The organism is Cyanobium sp. ULC082 (genome assembly GCF_977927535.1).
The window spans coordinates 718,960-742,516 of sequence record NZ_OZ376398.1 but is presented as its reverse complement, the minus strand read 5'-3'; the positions used below and the strand labels follow the sequence as shown (position 1 = coordinate 742,516).

Here is a 23,557-nt window from a genome sequence, read left to right as displayed (position 1 = left end):
CGGCTCTGGAATCAGCGAAAACCGACGGATGCCTGCCAGACGAAGGCGAGCAACAGGAAAAAGAGGGGGATGATCGGCAGCACATCCACGAGTGGACCGAACGCCTGGTAAGCCTCGGGAAGCTGGGCCAGGTTGAGAACAGGCATCCCGGAAAAAACGGCCATTCCTGGTGCTGAAAACAAGATTTGCCTGGACGCTACCACGTGTGTGCCGCCTGAGAGCCGGGCTCCCAGGGAGCGAAATCCTCTGCAAAAGAACCATCGCGGATCGCGGTGGCCATCGCCGCTGTGAACCGGATCAGGTGGGTGAGGTTGTGGAGGCTCAGCAGGGTGCGCCCCAGCATTTCGCCACTGCGGATCAGGTGATGCAGATAGGCGCGGCTGTGGTGGACACAGGCCGGGCAATGGCAGCTGGCATCGAGGGGGGAGTGGTCGTGGCGAAAGCGGGCATTGCGCAGATTCCAGCGCTCCCCTCCCACCAGGGCGGTGCCGTGACGTCCGAGCCGGGTCGGGAGCACACAATCGAACAGATCGATGCCCTGGGCCACGGCAATCGCCATTTCAGGCAGACTGCCAACCCCCATCAGGTAGCGGGGGATGTGCTCCGGCAGCAGGGGGGTGACTTGGCGGACAATCCGGTGCATCGCCTCGACCGGTTCGCCGACACTGACCCCACCGATGGCGATGCCTGGCAGATCGAGCGCCGCAACCGCCCGTGCCGATTGCTCCCGAAGGTGGGGATAGGTGCCCCCCTGCACGATGCCGAACAGCGCCTGATCCGAGCGGGCGTGCACATCCAGGCAACGCTCAAGCCAGGCATGGGTGCGACGGCAGGCGGCTTCGACGACCGCCTCAGTGGCCGGATAGGGGGGGCATTGATCAAAGGCCATCACCACATCGGCCCCCAGGGCCATCTGTATCTCGATCGAGCGTTCCGGCGTGAGTGTGATGCGCGCCCCGTCGCGAGGGGAGCGAAACACCACACCTTCGTCATCGATGCGGTTGATGGCACCGAGGCTGAAAACCTGAAAACCGCCGGAGTCGGTGAGCAGGGGCCCCGACCACCCCATGAAACGGTGCAACCCTCCTGCCTCGGCCACCACCTGTTCACCGGGCTGCAGATGCAGGTGATAGGTGTTGGCCAGCACCATCTGGGCTCCGGTGGCCGCCAGCTGAGCGGCTGTGACCCCCTTCACGGTGGCAGCCGTGCCCACCGGCATGAACCGTGGTGTCTCGATCACACCGTGGGGGGTGTGAAACCGCCCGCAACGGGCGTTGGTGCGCGGGCAATGGGCGGTGCGCTCGAAATGGAATGGAGTGGGCTCGCTCAAGGGTCGGCGTCTGCACCGGCTTGGAACAAGGCTGGGCTCGGTCCACTGTGGGTTGAACTTAAGAGGTGCCGTCCAGCGGCGATCCACCCGTGAGCTCCCCATCCCCCGGACCTGAGCGGTCGCCCGGCTGGTTGCGCGACCTGGCCGGCGCCTGGGTGTTCTACAGCGTCTTGCCGGCCTGGCCGTGGCTGACGCCACGCTTCGAGCGGATCGCCCGTTTTGCGCCCTGGATCGGCGCTGGCCTGGGCGGGTTTCAGGCCCTCCTCTGGGTGCTCACCGAAAGCCGGCTGGCACCGGCCGCCGTGGTTGCCCTGGTGCTGGCCCTCGGCCTCGTGCTCACCGGTGGCCTGCACAGCGACGGGGTCATGGACACCGCCGACGGGCTCGCCGCCGGCGACCGGTCCCTGGAGGCGATGGAGGACAGCCGGGTGGGGGCCAGCGGAGTGATCGCCTTTGCGGTGCTGCTGTTGCTGCGCGGCGCCGGCCTGCTCTGCCTGGCGGGGCTGGCTCCAGCCGGCGCGGTGGCCCTCGCGCTGATCTGGGCGGCGGTATGGGGCCGGATCGCCCCGCTGCTGGCCATCGCCTGGTTCCCCTATCTCAGGCCAGGGGGGACGGCCGGCTTCCACCGTCGGCACTGGCATGGCCTGGCCCGGGAACTGCGGCCATCAATCCTGTTGCTGGGGCTGCTGAGCCTGGTGGGTGGAGGCTGGTTCTGGCAGGGCTGGCTGGGCCTGCTCCCCGCTGTGCTGGTGCCACTCTGGCTGGGCCGACGGCTGGGCGGCCACAGCGGGGACACCTACGGAGCCTGCGTGGAGTGGACCGAAGGCCTGGGCCTGCTGCTGACGGCCCTGGCCCTTTCAGGCTGAAGGGAGGGCCGGGGGCAACTCCAGGCAGAACGCATTGCCTTCTCCCGGCAGGCCGGGATCAAAACCAGCTGGCGGCTGGATCAGGCGCAGCTCACCGCCGAGGTTGCGGGCCAGCTCCCGCGCCAGAGCCAGCCCGAGCCCCGAGCCGGGACGGTCCCGGGACCGTGAACCGCGCACACCCGGCTCGAAGATCGCTTGCCGCTCAGCGGCGGCGATCGGCGGACCGCCATCCCAGACGCAGATCTGGAGGCTGGCCGGCTCGCCCTGATCCTGCCGACATCGCAGCCCGACCGGAGTGCCCTCGGGGCTGTAACGGAAGGCGTTCTCCAGCAGATTGGCGAGGATCTCAGCCACGGCGGCGCTGTCTCCACACCAGGCGGGGCTCTGGCCAGGACCAGACCAGCAACGGCCCTGCAGCGAGGCCGTGGCCGCGGCCCGCTGCAGCAGGGGCTCCAGCCGCTCCTGCAGCGGTTGCGGCTCGATGGAACTCAGGGTCGGGGGCAGCAGCAAGGGCATGGGAGCCACCGCGCCGGGGCCGATGCCGGGACGTTGATCGAGGCTGTCGATCGCATCGACGTATTGATTGAGCTGCCGTTCCTCCGCCAGCAGACCCTCGACAAGGGAGCGATTGGTGGCATCGCCCTCCAGGCGTCGCTTCAGCAGCTGACCAAAGGTGCGCAAGGCGGCCAGAGGGTTGCGGAGCTGATGCACCAGCAGGCGCAACTGCTGGCTCTGAAGCTCCAGACGGTGTTCGAGCCGCTGCTGTTCCAGATCGAGGCGCAGAGCCTCGCTCAGGCAGTGCGCCACCTCCTGCAGTCGAGTGGTCAGGGTTGGTGACCAGGGCAACTGGGTGGTTTCCACTCTCAGGGCCCCCAGCAACGTGCTCTCCTGCCGCAATGGGAACCAGGCGCGTTCGGCACTGGGCTTGAGCAGGCTGGGATCCTCCTCCAGCGCCGGCAGGGCCAGGGTGGTGATCGGCCACCTGCCGACGGGGATCAGCCCGGGTTTTCCGTCGTTGAGAGGCAGGGCGAGATAGACGACGAGAGCACTGAGCTCGGGACGGTCGGCAAACTGGGCGAGCTGATGGCCGAGCAGCGACTGGAAGCGGGCCGAGATCTCCATCAGCGACTGGCCTTCAACCGCAGGAAAGGAATTTCCTAACCGACGTTGGAAATCCGTGGAAAAGCCTTAAGATTTGAGTATCGACCAATACTTCGCAATCCGCGAGCCGGAACCCAACGCGAAGCAATGGCGGCATCGGTTGCTCTTTCCTTGCAACGGAGGCTACAGCAGAGGCAGGCACGTCCCTCCGCTGTTCGATGGTCTGTTTTCAGCGCCATCGCGTCGTTGCTCCACTGGGTTCAGAAGTTCTCGGCTGAAAGTTGTTTGGGAGTTGCCAGGTCCTCCAACCGAGAGGCTTCTGGCCACCTTGGCTTGCCAACGCACGTCACACCCTCAACCCCACCCTTCTCCACCTCCCCCAGGGAGTGGTTCCATGTCTAAGAAGCGCAAGCGGATCAGCCGTCGTCGTCTCGCCGGGCAGCGCGTGCTTGCCCACATCCCCACCCACAACCTCGAAACCGGAGAGCACAAGCCGGTCACGGCGGCCCGTCGCTTCATTGCCGAGAGCGGCCTGCTTGCTCCGGCCCTGCTGAACGTGCGCCGCAATGAGCACACCACCGATCGCTTCTTCTGGGGCGAGAAGGGCCTGTTCAGCGCCCAGTACGCGGAAGAGAACCATTTCCTCTTTCCATCCCTGCGGCTGATCGTCGATCAGATCGGTGAAGAAGCCCTGTTCGCGGGCCTTGAGTCCACCGGATCCGACGACTGGGAGGAAATGGAAGAGTACGAATACGCCTTCGTCTGAACCCCTCCTCTCCCCCGGCTGCGCTCAAGGCGACCCGGGGGTCTCCTGCCACTGATCGGCCAGGAAGGCCTGCAGGGAGGGGAAGAGGGAGGCATCGATCGAATGTCCCCCCTTGAAACGAAGCAGATCCGCCCTGGCTCCGGCCTGCCGCAACAGCCGAAGCACTTCCACGCTGGCGGCAGGTGGAACCACCGGATCCTGATCGCCATGGGTCAGCAGCACCCGGGTGAGTGGGGCCTCGGGCGCCCAGCCGGGGTGCGGGTACCCGCTGCAGGCAATCAACCCGGCGATCGGCAATGCACTGGCCACGTCGAGGCCCATCGCCGCTCCCTGGGAAAATCCCAGCACAACCGTGCGCTCCAGGGGCAGGCTGTCATTCAGCTCCAGAAACCTCTGACGCAGGGCGTCCCGGGCCGGCGGCAGGCCGGGCCACTCCGGTTGCTGCAGGTCATACCACTGTCTGCCCACGCCGAGGGGATGGCGTTCAGGCGCTCGCAGGGCCACCAGGGCGATCTCCGGACCGGCCAGCTGCTCGCCGAGATCCAGCAGGTCATCGGCGTCAGCTCCCCAGCCGTGCAGCAGCACCAGACGGTGTTCGGCCTGGGTCGGTCCTTGGCGGAGTTGGTCTGAGGTCATGGCGGAAGTGATGGGGGGATGGCGAAGCTGCGCTGGGTAGGTTGTGACGATTCCGTCCCGCAATCGCGATGGCACCCACGGCGCTCCTGAGTGTGTCGGATAAGGAGGGGGTGGTGGCGCTGGCCGAAGCGCTCCATCACACCCACGGCTTTCACCTGCTCTCGAGCGGAGGCACCGCAGCTGTGCTGGCGGCGGCGGGTCTGCCCGTCACCCGGGTGTCCGAGCACACCGGATCCGCCGAGATCCTGGGCGGGCGCGTGAAAACACTGCATCCCCGCATCCACGGGGGCATCCTGGCCAGACGCCAGAACCCCGAGCACCAGGCGGACCTGAAGACCCACGCCATCGAGCCGATCGATCTGGTGGTGGTGAACCTCTATCCCTTCGCCGCCACCGTCGCCGATCCGGCCGTGAGCTGGGAGAAGGCCATGGAGAACATCGATATCGGCGGGCCGGCCATGGTGCGGGCTGCGGCCAAGAACAGTGCCGATGTGGCCGTGCTCACCAGCCCGGCTCAATACGGCGACTACCTCGCCGCCCTGGCCGCGGGGAGCCTGGATGAGCCGTTCCGGCGCCAGCTGGCCCTGGAGGCCTTTCGCCACACGGCTGCGTACGACGCTGCGATCAGCCACTGGCTGGAGTCCCGTCTGAGCAGCTCGGAGCCGAGCCTGGATCTCCGGCTGCCGCTCAGGCAAACCCTGCGCTATGGGGAGAATCCCCACCAGAGCGCCCGCTGGTTCAGCACACCCCAGGCCGGCTGGGGCGCCGCCAGGCAATGGCAGGGCAAGGAACTCAGCACCAACAACCTGCTGGATCTGGAGGCCGCCCTGGCGACCGTCCGCGAATTCGGCTACGGCGACAGCACCCCGGGCCAGGGCCAGCCTGCCGCCGTCGTGGTCAAGCACACCAACCCCTGTGGCGTCGCGATCGGCAGCAGCGTCGCCGAGGCCCTGGAGCGGGCCCTTGACGCCGACCGGGTTTCAGCCTTCGGTGGCATCGTGGCCTTGAACACCAGCGTGGACGGCCCGGCGGCAAGCCTGCTGACCGGTCTGTTCCTGGAGTGCGTCGTTGCCCCCGCCTACAGCGCCGAGGCGATCGAGCAGCTCGCCGGCAAGGCCAACCTGCGGGTGCTGGAACTCACCGCCACGATGCTGGAGCAGGCCTCCCGCCTGCAGCTGCGCAGTGTGCTCGGCGGCGTGCTGCAGCAGGACTATGACGACCAGCTCGTCACGGAGGAGGCCTGGCAGGTGGTCAGCCGCCGCCAACCGAGCGAAACGGAGCTGGAGGATCTGCGTTTTGCCTGGCGCCTGGTGCGGCACGTGCGCTCCAACGCGATCGTTGTGGCCAGGGGCGGCGTCAGCCTCGGGATCGGAGCAGGCCAGATGAACCGGGTGGGCTCGGCCCGGCTGGCCCTGGAGGCGGCCGGAGCGCAGGCGGCCGGAGCCGTGCTCGCCAGCGATGGCTTCTTCCCGTTCGGTGACACGGTGCAACTGGCCGCCAGCTGTGGGATCACGGCGGTGATTCAGCCGGGGGGCAGCAAGCGAGACGCTGAATCGATCGCCGCCTGCGATCAGCATGACCTGGCGATGATCTGCACCGGCCGTCGCCATTTTCTTCACTGAATGGCGTCGGAACAGCCACAAGTTGTAGCTTCGCTCTGAACGCACCGACCGATCCATGCCGGACGCCCTCGCCTTCAACCTCAACTTCCTCCATCCGCTGCTGATGTGGTCGTTGCTGGCCCTCTCCGGTTACGCCCTGTTTCTGGGGATCAAGGCCAAGAAAACCCGAACGGCCGAACCTGAACAGCGCAAGGAGCTGATCAAGGGCAAGTACGCCCAGCGCCACTACCTGATCGGCAGCCTCGTGCTGGTGATCATGGTGGTGGGCAGCTTCGGGGGCATGGCTGTCACCTACCTGAACAACGGCAAGCTCTTCGTCGGCCCCCATTTGCTGGCCGGCATTGCGATGGTTTGCCTGATCGCCCTGGCGGCTTCCCTCTCACCCTTGATGCAGCGAGGCAACCTGATCGCCCGCAAGGCCCACGTCGGTCTGAACATGACGGTGATGACCCTGTTTCTCTGGCAGGCGGTGAGCGGCATCGAGATCGTCAACAAGATCTGGACCAACCGCTGAACAAGGCGACAATCCGAAGCTGAAGCTCAGCCGCCCGGCCTCCAGTTGAAGCTTCTCGATCCGGATGGCTGGCAGGAAGGCTCAGAAGGCGGCGCGGCGGCGCGGCGGGCAGACCAGGTCATGGGTGGCGTGAAAATCCTCCTGCACCTTCCAGGTGAGTTTGCGGGATACCTGCCTGACGATCTGGCGGAGCAGATGATCGCCGCTCGACTGCACCAGGCTTTCCGGCAACAACCCGATCACCGCCGGCAGACGGATCCAGACGCGGAGATCCAGATCCCAGCACACCTGGGTGGCCGGTCCGAGCTCGCCGTTCCAGGACTCCAGCCTCAGGGAGGCATTGAAGTCAACGTCGTAGACCTGCTGGCGCGAGGGAGCGTCATCGGCCAGGGGGACGGTGCCGATGCGATAGACCCCTTCGCTCTGGGGCAGAAGCTCCAGAGCGATCGTTGGCTCCACTTCAAAGCCGAAGTTGCCGAAACGACCGAGGGTGAGGGCGTAGCTGTTGTGCCCCAGCGCCAACACCCGCATCGGCGCAGCACAGCGGCGGAACCAGCCGTCGTGATGGTCGAGGTAGTCACCCACCACGGTCGCCGGAGCCGCCATTTCCATCAGATCGGTGAACTGGCTGCTGTAGCAGCGAACCCGGGTGTCGGCCCCACTCCTGAGTGGGGCCGTGGTGGCGGCGGCGGAAAGGTTCGGTGGCTGGGTGATGGTCAAACGGCTCAGCTTTGCCCCCCTGCCGGGCAGGGGTTGCAGATCGAAGGGATGTGAACGAAATCTAGGTGCGGCAAGCCTGGGAAACTGCCGCTGCTGTGACAGCGCTCAGCTGTCGCAAAGCTCCATGAGGTGGTGGATCACATCCTCCACGACGCGGTCGGGAGTGGAGGCCCCGGAGGTGATCCCCACCCGCAGCGGCCCATCGGGGAGGAAGGAGGCAACCGTTTCGAGTTCCCCTCCTAGGGGCATGTGCTCGATCCGGTTGCCGGGCCCGATCCGCTCGGGCGTGTCGATGTGGAAGGAGCGGATGCCACGGCTGATGGCGATCTCCTGCAGGTGCGTGGTGTTCGAGGAGTTGTAGCCGCCGATCACCACCATCAGATCGAGTGGTTCATCGACCAGGGAGAACATGGCGTCCTGGCGTTCCTGGGTGGCATCGCAGATCGTGTTGAAGGCGAGAAAGTGCTCGTTGAGCTCCACCGGGCCATAGCGCTGCAGCATGGTGCGCTCGAACATCCTGCCGATTTCCTCGGTTTCGCTCTTGAGCATGGTGGTCTGATTGGCCACACCAACCCTGGCCAGGTCTCGGTCGGGGTCAAAGCCTGGGGAGCAGGCTTTGGCAAAATGCTGCTGAAAGGCCTGGCGATCGCCATGGCCGAGGATGTAGTCACAGACCATCTGGGCCTCAACCAGACCGAGCACCACCAGATAGGTGCCGGCGAAGGAGCTGGTGGCCAGGGTTTCCTCATGTTTCACCTTGCCGTGGATGATCGAGGTGAAGGCATGCTTCTTGTGCTTCTCCACCGTGTTCCACACCTTCGACACCCAGGGACAGGTGGTGTCCACGATGTGGCAGCCGCGCTCATTGAGCAGTTGCATCTCCTGCACGGTGGCCCCGAAGGCCGGCAGGATCACCACATCACCGGTGTCCACTTCTGAAAAATCCTTCACCCCATTTTCCACCTGAATGAACAGCACATTCATTTCACGCAGGTGGTCGTTCACCGAGGGGTTGTGGATGATCTCGTTGGTGATCCAGATCCGCTCTGTGGGGTAGTGGCGCCGGGTTTCGTAGGCCATCGCCACGGCCCGCTCAACGCCCCAGCAGAACCCGAAAGCTTCGGCCAGGCGCACCGTGAGCCGGCCGTGGCGCCATTCGTAGCCGTTCTCGCGGATGCTGGCGATCAGCTCGCTCTGATAGGCCTGCTCGAGATGGCTGGCCACCTCCTCTGCCCGGCCGAAGCCTCGGCGGTTGTAGCGCTCCGAGTGGTGCAGCGAACGCTTGAAAGCACGGGTGTCCATCGCGTCGCCTGGAATCTCCTCCCGACTCTATGGGCGAGACCAGGCCACTGGCACAAAAAAACCCACGGCCGCAGCCGTGGGTTGGGGATTGAAGAAGCGCTTCTAAGGGATCAGCCGGCCGTCGAGACGAAGTCTGGATAGGCCTGCATCCCATGCTCACTGATATCGAGACCTTCGATTTCCTCTTCTTCGGTGACGCGGATGCCACCGGAGAGACTGCCAAGGATCGACCAGATGATCCAGGAAGAGACCACCACGAAGATGCCGTAGGCGACCAGACCAAGGATCTGCAGGCCGAGCTGGGCGAAGCCATGGCCGAACAGGAGGCCCTTGTCGGTGTTGAACAGGCCGACGGCAAGGGTTCCCCAGAAGCCGCAGGTGCCATGAACCGACCAGGCGCCGACGGGATCGTCGATGCCAAGACCATCAACAATGCTCACCGAATAGACCACGATGGTTCCGGCGATGAAGCCCACAACCCAGGCGGCCGGCATCGAGAAGCCATCGCAACCGGCAGTCACACCGACCAGGCCGGCCAGGATGCCGTTGATGGTCATGGTGAGGTCGGGCTTGCCCGACTTCAGCTGGGAAACCAAGGTGGCTGCGATGCCGCCACCAGCGGCTCCCAGGGACGTGGTGACAGCGATGTAGGGAACGGTTTCATTCATCGCCAGCACCGAGCCGGGGTTGAAGCCGTACCAGCCGATCCAGAGGATCAGGCAACCGAGGGTGGCGATCGAAAGGTTGTGACCGGGAATGGCCTGGGGCCTGCCGTTGACGAACTTGCCGATCCTGGGGCCGAGGATGATGGCGCCGACCAGACCGGCGCAGGCACCGACGAAGTGCACCAGGGTGGAGCCGGCAAAGTCGATGAAACCGAGCTGGTTGAGCCAGCCGGCGGCGTTCCACTTCCAGCTGCCTGCGATCGGGTAGACGAAGCCCACCAGAACCAGAGAGAAAACAACGAATTCTCCGAACTTGATGCGCTCGGCTACGAGGCCGGAAACGATCGTGGCGGAGGTGCCGGCGAAGGCCACCTGGAACAGAAAATCAACGCTGGGGACGAGCAGACCGTCCTTGACCATCTCCGGAGTGACGGCAGGATCGAAGAAAAGCCCGAGCGGACCACCCTTGCCGTAGAAGAGCCAACCAGGAACCACCGCCTCGCCGTACATCAGCGAGAAGCCGATCACCCAGTAGGCCGTCACGGCCAGGGCGAAGACGATCAGGTTCTTGGCAAGGATGTTGGTGGCGTTCTTCTGGCGGCACATCCCGGCCTCCACCATGGCGAAGCCGGCGTTCATGAAGATCACCAGAATGGCGGCGATCGTCAGCCAGAGGTTGTTGATCAGGAAGGCCGGGGTGAGTTCCGGCAACTCGGCAGCATGGGCTGAAAGATTGAACAGACCCAGACCGAACAGGGCCAGTGGAATACAGGCCAACCAGGTGAGGGTGCGCTCATTCTTCAGTCCCCTGAAGCGGCTGGCCAGAAGGCCAGGGGCCTCAAGCAGGCTGGCCTCCAGAATTCGCCGCGGCTTGGCGCGGCGAGGAGCTTGGGTAGCAACGGTCATGGGGCGATCAAAGAGGAAAGGACGGTGATGGGACCTTGGCGACGCAGGAAGCGTTCCTTCGTGGCTCAAAGTGCATGGTGTTGAACCATTACCCGGTGGCATCCGCTACAAAAAGCTCAAAACGTTCCTCAAGGCTGAGGATCGGGGCCTCTTTCCTCCACCGAGGCAAGCCCCAGCCAGGTGATGGCATGGGCTTCGAAGCGGTAGCGACAGGGCAAAACCTCCACCCCTTTCGCCAGCGCTGAGCGAAACAGCTCGCCATAGAGGGGATCGGCGGAATCACCTGGCGCAAAGCGACTGACATCCCAGCGGCTCAGGCAAGGCAGCAGCACGGCGCGGGCGTCGGGCGGCAGGGCTGCCAGCTCGATCAGATGCTTCTGGCCCCGCACGGTGACCGTATCGGGGAAGAGGGCGAGGTCCCCGCAACTCCAGGTGGTGTTCTTCACCTCCACGAAGATCGGTCGGGGATCCTCAGCCTGTTCGGCCGGAGTGAGCAGCAGGTCGATCCGGCTGCGGCGGCCGGCTCCATAGGGCACCTCTGCCCGGATCGAGGCGATCGGCCCCAGCCAGGCCTCCAGGCAGCCGGCCTCGATCGTGGCCCGCACCAGCCGGTTCGGCAGTGCCGTGTTCACCCCGACCCAGCCGGGTTCGCCATCGGCGCCGATCACCCGGGCCTGCTCCCAGGTCCAGTCGAGCTTCCGCTCGGGCCGCGGATCGTGGCGCAGCCGCACCAGACCACCGGGATGCAGGACGCCGGTCATCGGCCCGGTGTTGGGGCAATGAACGGTGACCACCCTCCCGTCGGCCAGGCGGACGTCGGCCAGGAAGCGCTTGTAGCGCTTCAGCAAAACCCCCTCGACCAGGTTCTCCAGGCTCAGGATCTGGGTTGGCATGGGCAGCGGCCGGGGGGCCATCCTGCCGGGCTGAAGGGGAGAATCAGCCGATCGACCCGGCTTCGGAACCCACTGGATGGCGAAATCCCTGCGGCGCATCGCCCTGATCGTGGCGCTGGCCACGGCCCTGAGCAAGGTGGCCGGTCTGCTCCGCCAACTGGTGATCGCCGCCGCCTTCGGGGTGGGAGCCGCCTACGACGCCTACAACTACGCCTATGTGCTGCCCGGTTTCCTGCTGATCCTGCTGGGGGGCATCAACGGCCCGTTCCACAGCGCCATGGTGAGCGTGCTGGCCCGCCGCCCCCGTGAAGAGGGGGCCCATGTGCTGGCAGCGATCAACACCCTGGTGGGGATTGGTCTGCTTGGTGTGACCGTGCTGCTGGTGATCGCAGCCGATCCGCTGATCTCCCTGGTGGGGCCGGGGCTGACCGACGAGCGCCACGCCATCGCCGTGCTGCAGTTGCGCTGGATGGCGCCGATGGCCCTGTTCTCCGGCCTGATCGGCCTGGGCTTCGGGGCTCTCAATGCCGCCGACGTGTTCTGGCTGCCCTCGGTGAGCCCGCTGGTATCGAGCGTGGCGATGATCGGCGGCATCGGCATTCTCTGGTGGCAGCTGGGCCCGGCGATCACCCTGCCCGCCACGGCGGTGATCGGCGGCGTGGTGCTGGCACTCACCACCACCCTGGGGGCGCTGCTGCAGTGGCTGATCCAGCTGCCCGCCCTGGCGAAGGAGGGGCTGAATCGGTTCCAGCTCGTCTGGGACTGGCAGCACCCTGGCGTCAGGGAGGTGCTTCAGGTGATGGGTCCGGCCACGCTCTCCTCGGGGATGCTCCAGATCAATGTGTTCACCAGTCTGTTCTTCGCCTCGGGGATGGTGGGTGCGGCGGCCGGCCTGGGTTACGCCAACCTGCTGGTGCAGACACCGCTGGGCTTGATCTCGAACGCCTTGCTCGTGCCGCTGCTGCCGGTGTTCTCCCGGCTGACGGCCCCAGCCGACCGATCTGCCCTGGTCGGCCGCATCCGCCAGGGTCTGATGCTCTCGAACGCCAGCATGCTGCCGCTGGGGGCCCTCATGGTGGGTCTGGCCGGTCCGATCGTGTCCCTGATCTACAAGCGGGGGGCCTTCGACCTGGGTGCGGCCCAGCTGGTGACGAGCCTGCTGATCGCCTACGGGATCGGCATGCCCGCCTACCTCGGCCGCGACGTGATCGTGCGCGTCTTCTATGCCCTGGGTGATGGCAACACGCCATTCCGCTTCTCCCTGGCCGGGATCGGTTTCAACGTGATCTTCTGCTGGTTGTTCGTCGGGGGCCCCACCCCCTGGGGACTTCAGCTCCCGGGGTTCAACTTCGGCGCCGCCGGGCTGGTGATGGCCACGGTGGCGGTGAATGTGCTCACCTGCCTCGGGCTGCTGCTCGCCCTGCAACGACGTCTGGGCACGCTGCCCTTGCTGGAATGGGGCCGCGACAGCCTGCTGCTGCTGCTGGCCGCGATCGGGGCCGGAGTGGCGGCCTGGCTGCTCTCGATCGGGGTGCAATGGCCGGCCGGACTGATCGGCCAGTTGCTGCAGTGCGGCTTGAGTTCCACCCTGGCGTTCGGGATCTACGGACTGCTGGCCACGGCGGCGGGGGTACCGGAGGCGATCGCCATGGGACGGCAGCTTCAGGCACGTTTCAGTCGCCGTCCCTGAGACGCACCTGCCTTTCCTCCCTCACCTGAACGGGGATCTCGATGTGACTGCGGCCCAGCATCTGGGGACCGTCGATCGAGAAGATCCTCGCCTCGATGCCGAACTCGCGAAAGGCCGTTTCCAGTTCCTGAATCAACGCCTTCTCCACCTGCGCCTCAGCGTCCACCACCTTGCCGATCAGCCGGCCGCCCAACCGGCCGATGCGCTGGCGGACCACCTCACGGGCGTTGGTGACCTCGATGACCAACATCCAGCGCCTGCGGCAAGGCAAACACTATGCGCGGTTGGGCTTTCGAGGTCGGCTTGTTGCCGATCGTGTGGGCTCGCCTCAGGGGCAGAAGGGTTCCAGCACGTCTTCGAGGTCCTGCAGCTGGCCTGGCGGAATCAACCGGGCCAGGGGCAATCGCCCGGGGCCCCCTCCGATCGGCACCTGGACCGCTTCGAGGGCCTGGCGGGCACAGATGCCCGCGCCCTGATCCAGTCGGGCGGCGCACTCGATGGCCAGAGCATCGGCCAGCCCGGCATCGCCGAGATACAGATGCCAGCCGGCCACCTGGACATAGAGCCGATCGGCCAGCGCAACGGCCAGCTCCTTGAGTTGCTCTGCCTTCAAGGTCAAGGTCCGAGCTCCGATCCAGCCATCACGATGACGCACCACCGGATGCGGCTGATCCACGCAACCGCCAGACGATGACCAGGTGAAGCAACAGCCCGGCCGCCCAGCCCAGGGTCAGCCAATCCAGATGGTGCCAGGGATGTCGCAACCCCTGGACGAACCAGAGGCCGCTGTTGATTGCGGCGAACAGTCCTCCGTGCACGCAGAGGTTGACGACGCGCTCGAAGTGGCGATAGGTGGGATCGGCGGGGTCGGCGGGTCCGTACCAACGAATGGGCATGGGGAAGAGGCTGGACCCGGAAGGGCTCTGCTGATTCTGACCTTCGCTCTCTCTTGCCGCCGAGAGTTGACGGATGGGCCCCCCATGCGGTGAGAATGACGGTTCAAGCGCTTGTAGCTCAGCGGATTAGAGCATCTGACTACGGATCAGAGGGTCGGGAGTTCGAATCTCTCCAGGCGCGTTTTCTTCACCGTCCTCCGGGACGGTTTTTTTTGGGGTTCCGCTCCAGGCTCAGGGTGTGTGCAGAGAGGGGGCCGGGACCGGAAGGCTGAGGGCTGGGTTGGTTCCGGATCAGCCTGATCCCGGATCAGCTTGGTTTCGGATCAGGTTGAACCCTGAAGGGGCAAGCGGTTTCTTACGATTGAGGGCCTTGGCTCCGTGCGAAGCGATGACGGCTCTCCCCGATGTGGCCCTGAACCAGACCCTGGCGGCGGGTGATCCCGCCATCGCCGCCCTGATCGGCAAGGAACTGGATCGGCAGCGCGCCCATCTGGAGCTGATCGCCAGCGAGAACTTCACCTCCCGGGCGGTGATGGAAGCGCAGGGTTCGGTGCTCACCAACAAATATGCCGAAGGGCTGCCCCACAAGCGCTACTACGGCGGCTGCGAGCACGTCGATGCGATCGAGGAACTGGCCATCGCCCGCGCCCGCCAGCTGTTCGGCGCCGCCTGGGCGAACGTGCAGCCCCACAGCGGCGCCCAGGCCAACTTCGCCGTGTTCCTGGCCCTGCTGCAGCCGGGAGACACGATCCTGGGCATGGATCTTTCCCACGGCGGGCACCTCACCCACGGCTCTCCCGTGAACGTGTCGGGCAAGTGGTTCAAGGCTGTTCACTACGGCGTTTCCCCCGACACCGAACAGCTCGATTTCGAGCTGATTCGTCAGCTGGCCCTGGAGCACCGCCCCAAGCTGATCATCTGCGGCTATTCCGCCTACCCCCGCACGATCGATTTCGCCGCCTTCCGCGCCATCGCCGATGAGGTGGGCGCCTACCTGCTGGCCGACATGGCCCACATCGCCGGCCTGGTGGCGGCAGGGGTGCATCCCAGCCCGATCCCCCACTGCCATGTTGTCACCACCACCACCCACAAAACCCTGCGCGGCCCCCGCGGCGGCCTGATTCTCACCGGCGACGCCGACTTCGGCCGCCAGTTCGACAAGGCCGTTTTTCCCGGCAGCCAGGGGGGCCCCCTGGAGCACGTCGTGGCCGCCAAGGCGGTGGCCTTCGGTGAAGCCCTTCAGCCCGCCTTCCGCACCTACAGCCAGCAGGTGGTTATCAATGCCCGGGCCCTGGCGGACCGGCTGATGGAGCGGGGGATCCGGGTGGTTTCCGGCGGCACCGACAATCACATCGTGCTGCTGGATCTGCGCTCGGTCGGCCTGACCGGCAAAGCGGCTGACCGTCTGGTGAGCGAGGTGAACATCACCGCCAACAAGAACACGGTTCCCTTCGACCCGGAATCTCCCTTCGTGACGAGCGGGCTGCGGATCGGCAGTGCCGCCCTCACCACGCGGGGGTTCGATGCAGCGGCCTTCACCGAAGTGGCCGATGTGATCGCCGATCGGCTGCTCAAGCCCGAGGACGCGGTGATCGAGCTGCGCTGCCGCGAGCGGGTCAAGGCACTCTGTGCCCGCTTCCCGCTCTACGGACCGTCCCGGGTCCCCCAGCCGGCCTGACCTCGGCTCCCTAAGCTCGTCTGCACCACCGGACCGTTCATGGTCAGCCCGGCCGACCTTTTCAGCAGTCCGCTCAAAGTTGCTGTAGTCACGTTCGGGATCGCCGCCCTGCTCACGGCTCTGATCGTGCCGTTGGTGAGGAAGCTTGGCCTTCGCTACGGTCTGATCGATCCTCCCGATCCACGCAAGCAGCACGACGTGCCGATGGTGCGGCTCGGCGGGGTGGGGATGGTGGCCGGTTTTTCCCTGGCCCTGGCGATCATCTGGGCCCTGGGTGGATTCGGCAACCTGGAGCCCGCCAAGGATCAGCTGATCTGGACCACCCTGGCAGGCGCACTCTGCTTCTTCGTGATCGGCCTGGCCGACGATCTCTTCGCCCTGCCGCCCCTGCCACGCCTGGCCGGCCAGGTGGCCGTGGCGATGGCCGTATGGAGCCAGGGGGTGCGGATCGGCGCGATTGATCTGCCCTTCGGTCTGTTCGGCCAGCCACCTGCCAGTCTCGTCCTTCCCGATTGGCTCAGCCTGCTGGCCACCCTGATCTGGCTGGTGGGGATCACCAACGCGATCAACTGGATCGATGGCCTCGATGGGCTCGCCGCCGGGGTGGGCGGCATTGCCGCCATCGGCCTGCTGTCGGTGAGCTTCAGCCTTCAGCAGAGCGCCGCCGGATTGCTGGCGGCCGCCCTGGCCGGAGCGTGCTTCGGGTTTCTGCGTCACAACTTCAACCCCGCCCGCATCTTCATGGGCGATGGCGGCTCCTACTTCCTCGGCTTCACCCTGGCGGCGATCAGCATCGTGGGACCCGCCAAAGGACTGACCACCGTCAGCCTGCTGTTTCCGGTGCTGATCCTGTCGCTGCCCCTGGCCGACATGTCGGCGGTGATCATGGGACGGCTGAGCGAGGGCCATTCCCCCTTCTATCCCGACCGGCGCCACCTGCACCACCGGCTGCTGCGGGCCGGCTTCAGCCATCGCCGCACGGTGCTGCTGATCTATGCCTTCACCCAGTGGCTGGCGGCCCTGGCCCAGGTGGCGGCCAACGTGGAGATGCGCTTTCTCTGGCTTGCCCTGGCCACGGCGGTGCTGATCGGAGCCGTGACCGGTTCCCGCCGCCGTCACGGCCGGGAGAGGGAGGCGGCGGCCTGCCTGCTGGCCGGGGAGCGGGGGAGTGCCGCCCCGATCGACCACCCCCAGCCGTGATGGGGGAGAGCAACCACTCAGGCGCCGCCGAGATCCTCTGCATCGGCACCGAACTGCTGCTGGGCAACATCGTCAACGGCAACGCCCGCTGGCTGGCTGAGGAGCTGGCGGCACTCGGCATCCCCCACTATCGCCAGACCGTGGTCGGTGACAACCGCGAGCGGCTGATCGAAGTGGTTCGGGAAGCGGCCGGGCGCTGCCGCCTGCTGATCTGCACCGGTGGCCTGGGCCCCACTCCCGATGACCTCACCACCGAGGCCCTCGCCGCCGCCTTCGGCGCTCCTCTTCAGGAACGGCCGGAGGTCTGGGCCGATATCCAGGCCAAGCTGGCGGGTCGTGGGCGGCCAGTCGCCGCCAGCAACCGCAAGCAGGCCCTGCTGCCGGAAGGGGCCGCGCTGCTTCCCAACCCCACCGGCACGGCACCGGGAGTGATCTGGAGCCCCCGGCCGGGCTTCACAGTGCTCAGCTTCCCGGGTGTGCCGGCCGAGCTGCGGGCGATGTGGAACGGCACGGCGGTGCCCTGGCTGCGCAGCCAGGCGATGGCGGGGTCGGTGTTCGAGAGCCGGTTGCTGCGCTTCTGGGGAATCGGTGAATCGAGCCTGGCCGAGCAGGTGGCCGATCTGCTGGAGCTGGCCAATCCCACCGTGGCCCCCTATGCCGGGGCCGGAGAAGTGAAGCTGCGGCTCACCGCCAGGGCCGCCACGGCGGATGCGGCCAGGGCACTGCTGGGGCCGCTGGAAACGGAACTGCGGGCCCGCACGGGCCGGCTCTGCTTCGGCACCGACTCCGACAGCCTGGCCTCGGTGGTGCTGGAGCGGCTGCGCCAGCGGGGAGAGACGCTGTCAGTGGCGGAATCCTGCACCGGTGGCGGCATCGGGGCCGCCCTGGCGGCGGTGCCCGGCGCATCCGATCGGTTTCTCGGTGGCGTGATCGCCTATGCCAACACCGTGAAAGCAGGCCTGCTCGGGGTTCCTGCCGAGCAGCTCGCCAGCCATGGAGCCGTGAGCGACCCAGTGGCGATCGCCATGGCCGAAGGGGCCCGCACCGCCACCGGCAGCACCTGGGCCATCGCCGTGACCGGCATCGCCGGCCCGGGCGGCGGCAGTGCCGACAAACCGGTCGGGCTGGTCCACATCGCCGTGGTCGGCCCTGGGGGCGGCCGCAGTGAAGCGGTGCGTTTCGGTGCGCAGCGGGGGCGCACCTGGATCCAGACCCTCACGGTGGGTGAGGCCCTGAATCGGCTGCGCCTGGAACTGGGCTGATGGATCACCCGGTTTTAGGGTGTTTGCATCCACGGGAGTCACGGTGAGCGCCGGAACGCTGTACGACAAGGTCTGGGAACAGCACCGGGTGGCAGAGCTCCCCGGTGGTTCCACCCAGCTGTTCATCGGCCTCCACCTGATCCACGAGGTCACCAGCCCCCAGGCCTTCGCAGCCCTGCGCGACCTGGGCCTCGGCGTGCGGCACCCGGAGCGCACGGTTGCCACGGTGGATCACATCGTGCCCACCACCTCCCAGGCCAGGCCCTTTGCCGATTCCCTGGCCGAGCAGATGCTCACCACCCTGGAGCGCAACTGCGGCGAACACGGCATCCCCCTGCACGGCCTCGGCAGCGGCCGCCAGGGAATCGTGCACGTGATCGCCCCGGAGCTGGGTCTCACCCAACCGGGCATGACCGTGGCCTGCGGCGATTCCCACACCTCCACCCATGGTGCCTTCGGCGCGATCGCCTTCGGGATCGGCACCAGCCAGGTGCGCGACGTGCTCGCGTCCCAGAGCCTCTCGATGAACAAGCTCAACGTGCGCCGGATCTGGGTGGATGGCCAGCTCCAGAGCGGTGTCTACGCCAAGGATCTGGTCTTGCACATCATCCGCAGCCTCGGGGTCAAGGGCGGTGTCGGCTTTGCCTATGAATTCGCCGGGCCCGCCATCGATGGCCTCTCGATGGAGGAACGCATGACCCTCTGCAACATGGCGATCGAGGGGGGGGCCCGCTGCGGCTACGTCAACCCGGACGCCACCACCTTCGCCTACCTCCAGGGCCGTCCCTTCGCCCCGCCGGCCGGCCTGGCCTGGGAGCGGGCTGTGGCCTGGTGGAGCAGCCTGAGCAGCGGGGCCGATGCCGTGTTCGACGACGAGGTTCGCTTCGATGCCGCCCAGATCGCCCCAACGGTGACCTGGGGCATCACGCCAGGCCAGGGCATCGCCGTGGACGAGGCGGTGCCGACCCCGGATCAGCTCCACGCCGACGAGCGACCGATCGCCGAAGAGGCCTACCGCTACATGGACCTGCAGCCAGGGATGCCGATCGTCGGCCTGCCGGTGGATGTGTGCTTCATCGGCAGCTGCACCAACGGCCGGCTGAGTGATCTGCGCGCCGCTGCCGCCGTGGCCCGGGGGAGGCAGGTGGCGGCGGGAATCCGCGCCTTTGTGGTGCCGGGTTCCGAGCAGGCGGCCCGCGCCGCCGAGGCCGAGGGACTCGACCAGCTGTTCCGGGCCGCCGGTTTCGAGTGGCGCGAACCCGGCTGCTCGATGTGTCTGGCCATGAACCCCGACCGACTGGAGGGTCGAGAGATCAGCGCCAGCTCCAGCAACCGCAACTTCAAGGGGCGCCAGGGTTCGGCCAGTGGCCGCACCCTGCTGATGAGCCCGGCGATGGTCGCGGCCGCTGCGGTCAGCGGCCATGTGGCCGACGTGCGCAAGCTGCTGGAAACTCCCGCCTCCCGCTCTCTTTCGCCGAATCCTGAAGCCGTGCTCTCCGCGGCCTGCCCGCCATGACCTCCCCCAGTTTCCCGTTCGGTCCGGTGCGCTCCGTGGCTGGCACCGCCGTGGCACTCAACGGCGACGACATCGACACCGACCGGATCATTCCGGCCCGCTTCCTCAAATGCGTCACCTTCGAGGGCCTCGGCGAGCAGGTGTTCGCCGATGACCGCAGCGAGCGAGCCGGAGCCCATCCCCTCGATCGGCCTGAGCACCGGGGAGCGCGGATCCTGCTGGTGAATCGCAACTTCGGCTGTGGATCCAGCCGGGAACATGCTCCCCAAGCCCTGATGCGCTGGGGGATCCGGGCCGTGGTGGGGGAGAGCTTCGCCGAGATCTTCTTCGGCAACTGCCTGGCCCTCGGCATCCCCTGCCTGCAGGGTTCCCACGACCAGATCAGGGCCCTGCAGGCCCTGGTCGAAGCCCAGCCAGCCACTGTGTTCCGCCTGGAGGTGGACACCGCCGGCCTGCACAGCGACGGCGGCGCAGCCTGGCCCCTGGAGCTGGGACCCGGGCCAAGCCAGATGCTGCGGAGCGGCCAGTGGGATGCCACCGGTCAGCTCGTGGCCCACGATCAGGAGCTGCGCGATACGGCGGAGCGGCTTCCCTACCTGAACGGATTTGCTTCTGCCTGAGGCTTGCCCTGGGCTGGTGGAAGGTGTGGCTGATGCAAATCAGGCCCGAAATGCCGCTCAGAACAGGCCGCCGCGCGGTTGACCGGGGGTGACCGGCTGATAGGGAACGAACGGCACTCCGGTGCCCTTGAAGCCGAAATCACCCAGGGTCACCCGCACGCCTCCCAATCCTTCGTAGGGGCTGTAATACACGCTGAAGGAATAGGCGCGGCGCTGCCAGCGCAGCTCCACGAACGACCCCGTCACATCGCCGTAGTTCGGGGAGGAACCATCCACGTTCAGGCCGATGCCGCCATTGAAGAGCAGGGGGCCGGCCAGTTGCTGCGTGAGACCGATTCCCACGGTGCCGAGGTCAACGGCCTGGTCAAAGCCGAACGGGCTCTGGCCCTGACGGACGCCGATGCCTCCGGTGATCGTCAGCTGGGTGAAATCAAGGAAAGGTTTGCTGAAATGGCCCAGGGTGAGCGTGGGCCCGCCGGAGAACGAGAGCACGTTCTGGTTGGTGCCATCTCCGAAGTAGGCGAGGTTGGCGGACAGGTTCGTGTTGATGGTGAGGCCGGGCACGATCGGCACAGGCGAATAACGCAGGGCAGCATCACGGGTTGAAGGCAACGCCGTTCCGGTCCAGAGCGGAATGGAGCTGTTGATCGCGCCGTAGGCATTGGCCCGCCAGAGCTGGGCGAAGTTGTCCTGCTCACTGCCGTTCACGAAGGTGTTGCTCTGGTAATTGCCGACCCCGACCCGCCAGAAATAGCTGTTGTACAGCCTGCCCCACGCCGGCAGCACACCCTTCTGCTCCAGGGAGGTGCCATAGGCGGAATAGACATCCTGTTCGCCGAGCGAGCCATTCCAGATCCGGAAGCGGTAGGCGGCGAACAGCCGCGCCACCGTGTCACCGACCAGGGGCAGACGCAGACTGCGCCGCAGATCCGCCCAGCTGCGGGTGCCATTGGCGATGTTGTCGGGATTGAACGTGGAGATGTCGAGATTGAAGTCGGTCTCGAAGCCCAGCAGCGGCATGCTCAGGCGTGCCTCAAGGCCGAACAGATCCGCCAGGGTGGTGTTCTGCTGCACCGTGGAGGAGCCGGCGGAGGTTCCAGGCAGGGGGTAACTGTCGGTGGTGCCCTGGTAGGCCCGCTCCAGCAGGAACTGGGGCTCCAGCTGCAGGATGCCCCTGGCACCGATGCCGATCGGCTTGAGGCGGCGGCCGATGTAGAAGCCGTCACGATCCCTCTGGTCGGAGCCGAGCACCCAGCGGTTCTCCACCTCCTGTTCCTTGCGGATGCGGGTGCGGGTCGTCACCGGAATCGACAACCGATCCTCGAACTTGAGGCGATTGCGATTCGAGCGGATCACGATGTCGCCGTTCTTCTCCTGAACCGCCACGACATCGTCGGCGTCCATCCAGACCTGGGCGGGGGTGAAGGGATCGTTGCTGAAGCTGGCCCGGGTCGCCCTCCAGCCGGAGCGGGTGATCGTGATGCGAGGAGCCTGGAAACGCAGGCGGGTGAGGGTCCCCTGCACCAGACCCTGGTTGTTGAGACCCCGCAGGCGCCGCACCTGGGGTGGGGAAGCCGGGCCGAAGTCATTGTTCTGCTGGGTGTCGGTCAGGTCGGTGCCACCGGGAAGACCGAAGCGGCGTTCGGATCGCAGCCCCTCCCGCGCCTGGACATCGGTGACTCGCTGCTCGACGGTGGCGATCGCCGCCTCCCGGGCCCGCTCCTGCTGGCGCAGCTCAGCGAAGCTGCGGCCTGGGGGTGACGCGGTCGCCGCAGCGGGGGCGGGGAGTTGGGTGGCTGGCGCGAGCGGCGGGACCGGATCAGGGGCCTCTCCGCCCATCGCCGTCTGCTCGAGGGCCTCAGAGAGCGAACGGGGTCGATCGGGAGGCTCGGCGCCGCGGTTGGCGCAGCCCTTGGCGGGAAGCATGGCGGCCTGGGGGGAAGGCTTGCTGGCGGGTGCCGCTCCGAAGCGGTGGCGCAACCCCAGCAGATAGGCATTGCTGCCTTCATTGACGCCGTTGTAGGTGCCGAAGGCACCCGAGCGGTGATGAATGCGCCCCACCAACGACCACTGCGGAGAAACAGCAGCCTCCACTTCGAAGCCCAGGTAATTGAGCAGCTGGGAAGACCGGTCGCGGTAGGTGCTCTCGAAGTTGCTGGGGCTGGTGAGCAGGCTCACGCCCTGCACCACCCCCAGGCTCAGCCAGGGCCGCAGCCAGGCCCGCAGACCGATGCCGGCGGTGAATTCGCCGAAACCCTGGGCGGCGGTGTCGAGCCCTGAGCTGTCGCCCCTCGTGAAACGGCCGCTGAAACCGCTTCCCTTCTGGGCGGAGGCCCAGTGACCGAGGGCGTTGAAATCCAGTTCCACAGCAAATGGGCCCGATCGCCACACCCTTCGCTGCAGGCCTGCCCCGACCAGGGTCTCCTGGCGGAACTGACCGTTGAAGAGGAAGGTATCGCCGAAATTCGCATCAAAAAGCTGTCCCCCCCAGAGGGTGCCGGCCCAGGGATGGGGATGCCAGTCGGGGATCGGTGGCAGGGCCGGTGGGCAGGCGATCGGCTCAGGCGGTGGCAGGGGCAGCGAAGGCGGCAGCTCGGGATTGAGGTCCAGTTCGCTGGTGGAGAGATCCAGGACCCCATAGACGTCCTCCAGCTCGCCGGTGGCCTCGATCAGGCTGAACCGCAGTCGGCTGGCCTGGAAAGCCTGGGCACCCCGGGCAAAGCGCACACTGCCACTGGCATAAACCGTGCGGTTGGTGGTGTCGTATTCGAGCCGCTCGGCCAGCAAACGCCCGCCGGCCACGGCTGCCTGCACATTGCCGGTGGCGACGTAGCGCTGGATCAGCTGATCGAATCCCTGCTGATCAGCGCTGATCTCGAGGAATTGGGGCGGGGCGGGATCCGGGCTGGGGGTGGGAGTTGAAGCTGGCGCAGGCGCTGGCGGGGGAGGAAGGGGTTGCGGTGGAGATGGCTGGGGTGCAGCCGGCTGGAGTTGGGATGGCTGGGGTTCAGACGGCTGCGGCGATGGTGCCTCGGCTTCCAGCTCGATCGAGGCTGGATCGTCAGCCAGGGGAAGGGCCTGAACAGGTCCCCAGCACCCCAGCAGGCTGGCTGTGCCGATCAACCCGATCGTCCAGGGGATGGGGTTCGCCGGGGGCACCGCAGATCCTGAGCAGCCGCCGATCCTGCCACGTCAGATCGACTGACCCGATCAACGGCATGGATTTGCGAGCCTGGGGTTCAGTCTTCGAGATCCTTGCGGCTGGGTGTGCGGGTGGGATCGCTGGCCAGAAAGCCGAATACGAAGATACCGATGAAGAAGAAGACGACCGAGTAAACCGAGATCTTGAGAGCGAGCATGGTCCGTCCGGCGGG

At 66.5% G+C, this 23,557-nt stretch carries 23 protein-coding genes and 1 tRNA gene; 11 read left to right on the top strand and 13 right to left on the bottom strand.

Going from position 1 to position 23,557, the window contains the following annotated elements; all coding sequences use genetic code 11:
* Nucleotides 1-11: 11 nt before the first annotated feature.
* Nucleotides 12-146, bottom strand: coding sequence for a photosystem II reaction center protein K (locus ACXMDY_RS13125; RefSeq protein ID WP_399235825.1), 135 nt, complete (start codon nucleotides 144-146; stop codon nucleotides 12-14).
* A 50-nt stretch (nucleotides 147-196) separates the two neighbouring features.
* Entirely contained in the window at nucleotides 197-1,330 is a 1,134-nt protein-coding gene (tgt, locus tag ACXMDY_RS13120; RefSeq protein ID WP_259701740.1) for a tRNA guanosine(34) transglycosylase Tgt, read from the bottom strand.
* 89 nt (nucleotides 1,331-1,419) lie between these two features.
* Between tgt and ACXMDY_RS13115 the strand changes: the two genes are divergently transcribed.
* A complete protein-coding gene (locus ACXMDY_RS13115; protein WP_259701739.1) occupies nucleotides 1,420-2,196 on the top strand; it encodes an adenosylcobinamide-GDP ribazoletransferase in 777 nt (258 codons plus the stop codon).
* Here the strand turns inward: ACXMDY_RS13115 and ACXMDY_RS13110 are convergent.
* Entirely contained in the window at nucleotides 2,188-3,318 is a 1,131-nt protein-coding gene (locus tag ACXMDY_RS13110; protein WP_259701738.1) for a sensor histidine kinase, read from the bottom strand. The two genes, ACXMDY_RS13115 and ACXMDY_RS13110, sit on opposite strands and share 9 nt — an antisense overlap.
* A gap of 373 nt (nucleotides 3,319-3,691) precedes the next feature.
* Between ACXMDY_RS13110 and ACXMDY_RS13105 the strand changes: the two genes are divergently transcribed.
* Nucleotides 3,692-4,063: a DUF3155 domain-containing protein gene (locus ACXMDY_RS13105; RefSeq protein WP_255088098.1), complete on the top strand. Its 372-nt coding sequence runs from the start codon at nucleotides 3,692-3,694 to the stop codon at nucleotides 4,061-4,063.
* A 24-nt stretch (nucleotides 4,064-4,087) separates the two neighbouring features.
* On the opposite strand, the gene ACXMDY_RS13100 is transcribed toward ACXMDY_RS13105, so the two are convergent.
* Nucleotides 4,088-4,699 (bottom strand): alpha/beta hydrolase, encoded by a 612-nt coding sequence (locus ACXMDY_RS13100; RefSeq protein ID WP_259701737.1) that lies wholly within the window; start codon nucleotides 4,697-4,699, stop codon nucleotides 4,088-4,090.
* A 68-nt stretch (nucleotides 4,700-4,767) separates the two neighbouring features.
* Between ACXMDY_RS13100 and purH the strand changes: the two genes are divergently transcribed.
* Both purH and ACXMDY_RS13090 read left to right on the top strand, forming a co-directional pair.
* Complete coding sequence (purH, locus tag ACXMDY_RS13095) at nucleotides 4,768-6,321, top strand: bifunctional phosphoribosylaminoimidazolecarboxamide formyltransferase/IMP cyclohydrolase (RefSeq protein WP_259701736.1); 1,554 nt, start codon at nucleotides 4,768-4,770, stop codon at nucleotides 6,319-6,321.
* A 55-nt stretch (nucleotides 6,322-6,376) separates the two neighbouring features.
* Complete coding sequence (locus tag ACXMDY_RS13090) at nucleotides 6,377-6,835, top strand: DUF4079 domain-containing protein (protein ID WP_259701735.1); 459 nt, start codon at nucleotides 6,377-6,379, stop codon at nucleotides 6,833-6,835.
* A gap of 81 nt (nucleotides 6,836-6,916) precedes the next feature.
* On the opposite strand, the gene ACXMDY_RS13085 is transcribed toward ACXMDY_RS13090, so the two are convergent.
* From ACXMDY_RS13085 to sfsA, 4 genes are all read right to left on the bottom strand, one after another.
* A complete protein-coding gene (locus ACXMDY_RS13085; RefSeq protein ID WP_399235799.1) occupies nucleotides 6,917-7,555 on the bottom strand; it encodes a DUF1997 domain-containing protein in 639 nt (212 codons plus the stop codon).
* A 105-nt stretch (nucleotides 7,556-7,660) separates the two neighbouring features.
* Complete coding sequence (locus tag ACXMDY_RS13080) at nucleotides 7,661-8,857, bottom strand: 4-hydroxy-3-methylbut-2-enyl diphosphate reductase (RefSeq protein ID WP_259701734.1); 1,197 nt, start codon at nucleotides 8,855-8,857, stop codon at nucleotides 7,661-7,663.
* A 110-nt stretch (nucleotides 8,858-8,967) separates the two neighbouring features.
* Nucleotides 8,968-10,428 carry an ammonium transporter gene (locus ACXMDY_RS13075; protein WP_259701733.1) on the bottom strand — a complete coding sequence of 487 codons (1,461 nt, stop codon included), beginning with the start codon at nucleotides 10,426-10,428 and terminating at the stop codon, nucleotides 8,968-8,970.
* 128 nt (nucleotides 10,429-10,556) lie between these two features.
* The gene (gene sfsA, locus ACXMDY_RS13070) at nucleotides 10,557-11,321 is read right to left on the bottom strand and encodes a DNA/RNA nuclease SfsA (RefSeq protein ID WP_259701732.1); all 765 of its coding nucleotides are present in this window, start codon (nucleotides 11,319-11,321) and stop codon (nucleotides 10,557-10,559) included.
* 76 nt (nucleotides 11,322-11,397) lie between these two features.
* On the opposite strand from sfsA, the gene murJ reads away from it, so the two are divergent.
* Nucleotides 11,398-13,011 (top strand): murein biosynthesis integral membrane protein MurJ, encoded by a 1,614-nt coding sequence (gene murJ / locus ACXMDY_RS13065; RefSeq protein WP_259701731.1) that lies wholly within the window; start codon nucleotides 11,398-11,400, stop codon nucleotides 13,009-13,011.
* Here the strand turns inward: murJ and ACXMDY_RS13060 are convergent.
* The 3 genes from ACXMDY_RS13060 to ACXMDY_RS13050 all read right to left on the bottom strand — a co-directional run bounded on the left by ACXMDY_RS13060 (nucleotide 12,995) and on the right by ACXMDY_RS13050 (nucleotide 13,907).
* Complete coding sequence (locus ACXMDY_RS13060) at nucleotides 12,995-13,261, bottom strand: cytochrome-c oxidase (protein ID WP_259701730.1); 267 nt, start codon at nucleotides 13,259-13,261, stop codon at nucleotides 12,995-12,997. The two genes, murJ and ACXMDY_RS13060, sit on opposite strands and share 17 nt — an antisense overlap.
* A 78-nt stretch (nucleotides 13,262-13,339) precedes the next feature.
* Nucleotides 13,340-13,630 carry a DUF3181 family protein gene (locus tag ACXMDY_RS13055; RefSeq protein ID WP_259701729.1) on the bottom strand — a complete coding sequence of 97 codons (291 nt, stop codon included), beginning with the start codon at nucleotides 13,628-13,630 and terminating at the stop codon, nucleotides 13,340-13,342.
* Nucleotides 13,631-13,652: 22 nt separating this feature from the next.
* The gene (locus ACXMDY_RS13050; RefSeq protein WP_259701728.1) at nucleotides 13,653-13,907 is read right to left on the bottom strand and encodes a hypothetical protein; all 255 of its coding nucleotides are present in this window, start codon (nucleotides 13,905-13,907) and stop codon (nucleotides 13,653-13,655) included.
* Nucleotides 13,908-14,014: 107 nt separating this feature from the next.
* Between ACXMDY_RS13050 and ACXMDY_RS13045 the strand changes: the two genes are divergently transcribed.
* From ACXMDY_RS13045 to ACXMDY_RS13020, 6 genes are all read left to right on the top strand, one after another.
* Nucleotides 14,015-14,088, top strand: a tRNA-Arg gene (locus ACXMDY_RS13045).
* Nucleotides 14,089-14,295: 207 nt separating this feature from the next.
* Complete coding sequence (glyA, locus tag ACXMDY_RS13040) at nucleotides 14,296-15,585, top strand: serine hydroxymethyltransferase (protein WP_259701727.1); 1,290 nt, start codon at nucleotides 14,296-14,298, stop codon at nucleotides 15,583-15,585.
* 39 nt (nucleotides 15,586-15,624) lie between these two features.
* Complete coding sequence (locus ACXMDY_RS13035; protein WP_259701726.1) at nucleotides 15,625-16,785, top strand: MraY family glycosyltransferase; 1,161 nt, start codon at nucleotides 15,625-15,627, stop codon at nucleotides 16,783-16,785.
* A complete protein-coding gene (locus tag ACXMDY_RS13030) occupies nucleotides 16,785-18,047 on the top strand; it encodes a competence/damage-inducible protein A (RefSeq protein WP_259701725.1) in 1,263 nt (420 codons plus the stop codon). The genes ACXMDY_RS13035 and ACXMDY_RS13030 overlap by 1 nt, the downstream gene beginning before the upstream one ends.
* 43 nt (nucleotides 18,048-18,090) lie before the next feature.
* Nucleotides 18,091-19,563: a 3-isopropylmalate dehydratase large subunit gene (gene leuC, locus ACXMDY_RS13025; RefSeq protein ID WP_457767667.1), complete on the top strand. Its 1,473-nt coding sequence runs from the start codon at nucleotides 18,091-18,093 to the stop codon at nucleotides 19,561-19,563.
* Complete coding sequence (locus ACXMDY_RS13020) at nucleotides 19,560-20,183, top strand: 3-isopropylmalate dehydratase small subunit (RefSeq protein WP_259701724.1); 624 nt, start codon at nucleotides 19,560-19,562, stop codon at nucleotides 20,181-20,183. Before leuC ends, ACXMDY_RS13020 begins: the two co-directional genes overlap by 4 nt.
* Nucleotides 20,184-20,240: 57 nt before the next feature.
* On the opposite strand, the gene ACXMDY_RS13015 is transcribed toward ACXMDY_RS13020, so the two are convergent.
* Both ACXMDY_RS13015 and ACXMDY_RS13010 read right to left on the bottom strand, forming a co-directional pair.
* Nucleotides 20,241-23,342 (bottom strand): DUF3769 domain-containing protein, encoded by a 3,102-nt coding sequence (locus ACXMDY_RS13015; RefSeq protein ID WP_259701723.1) that lies wholly within the window; start codon nucleotides 23,340-23,342, stop codon nucleotides 20,241-20,243.
* An 80-nt stretch (nucleotides 23,343-23,422) separates the two neighbouring features.
* A complete protein-coding gene (locus tag ACXMDY_RS13010; RefSeq protein ID WP_071800827.1) occupies nucleotides 23,423-23,542 on the bottom strand; it encodes a photosystem II reaction center protein I in 120 nt (39 codons plus the stop codon).
* Nucleotides 23,543-23,557 lie beyond the last annotated feature (15 nt).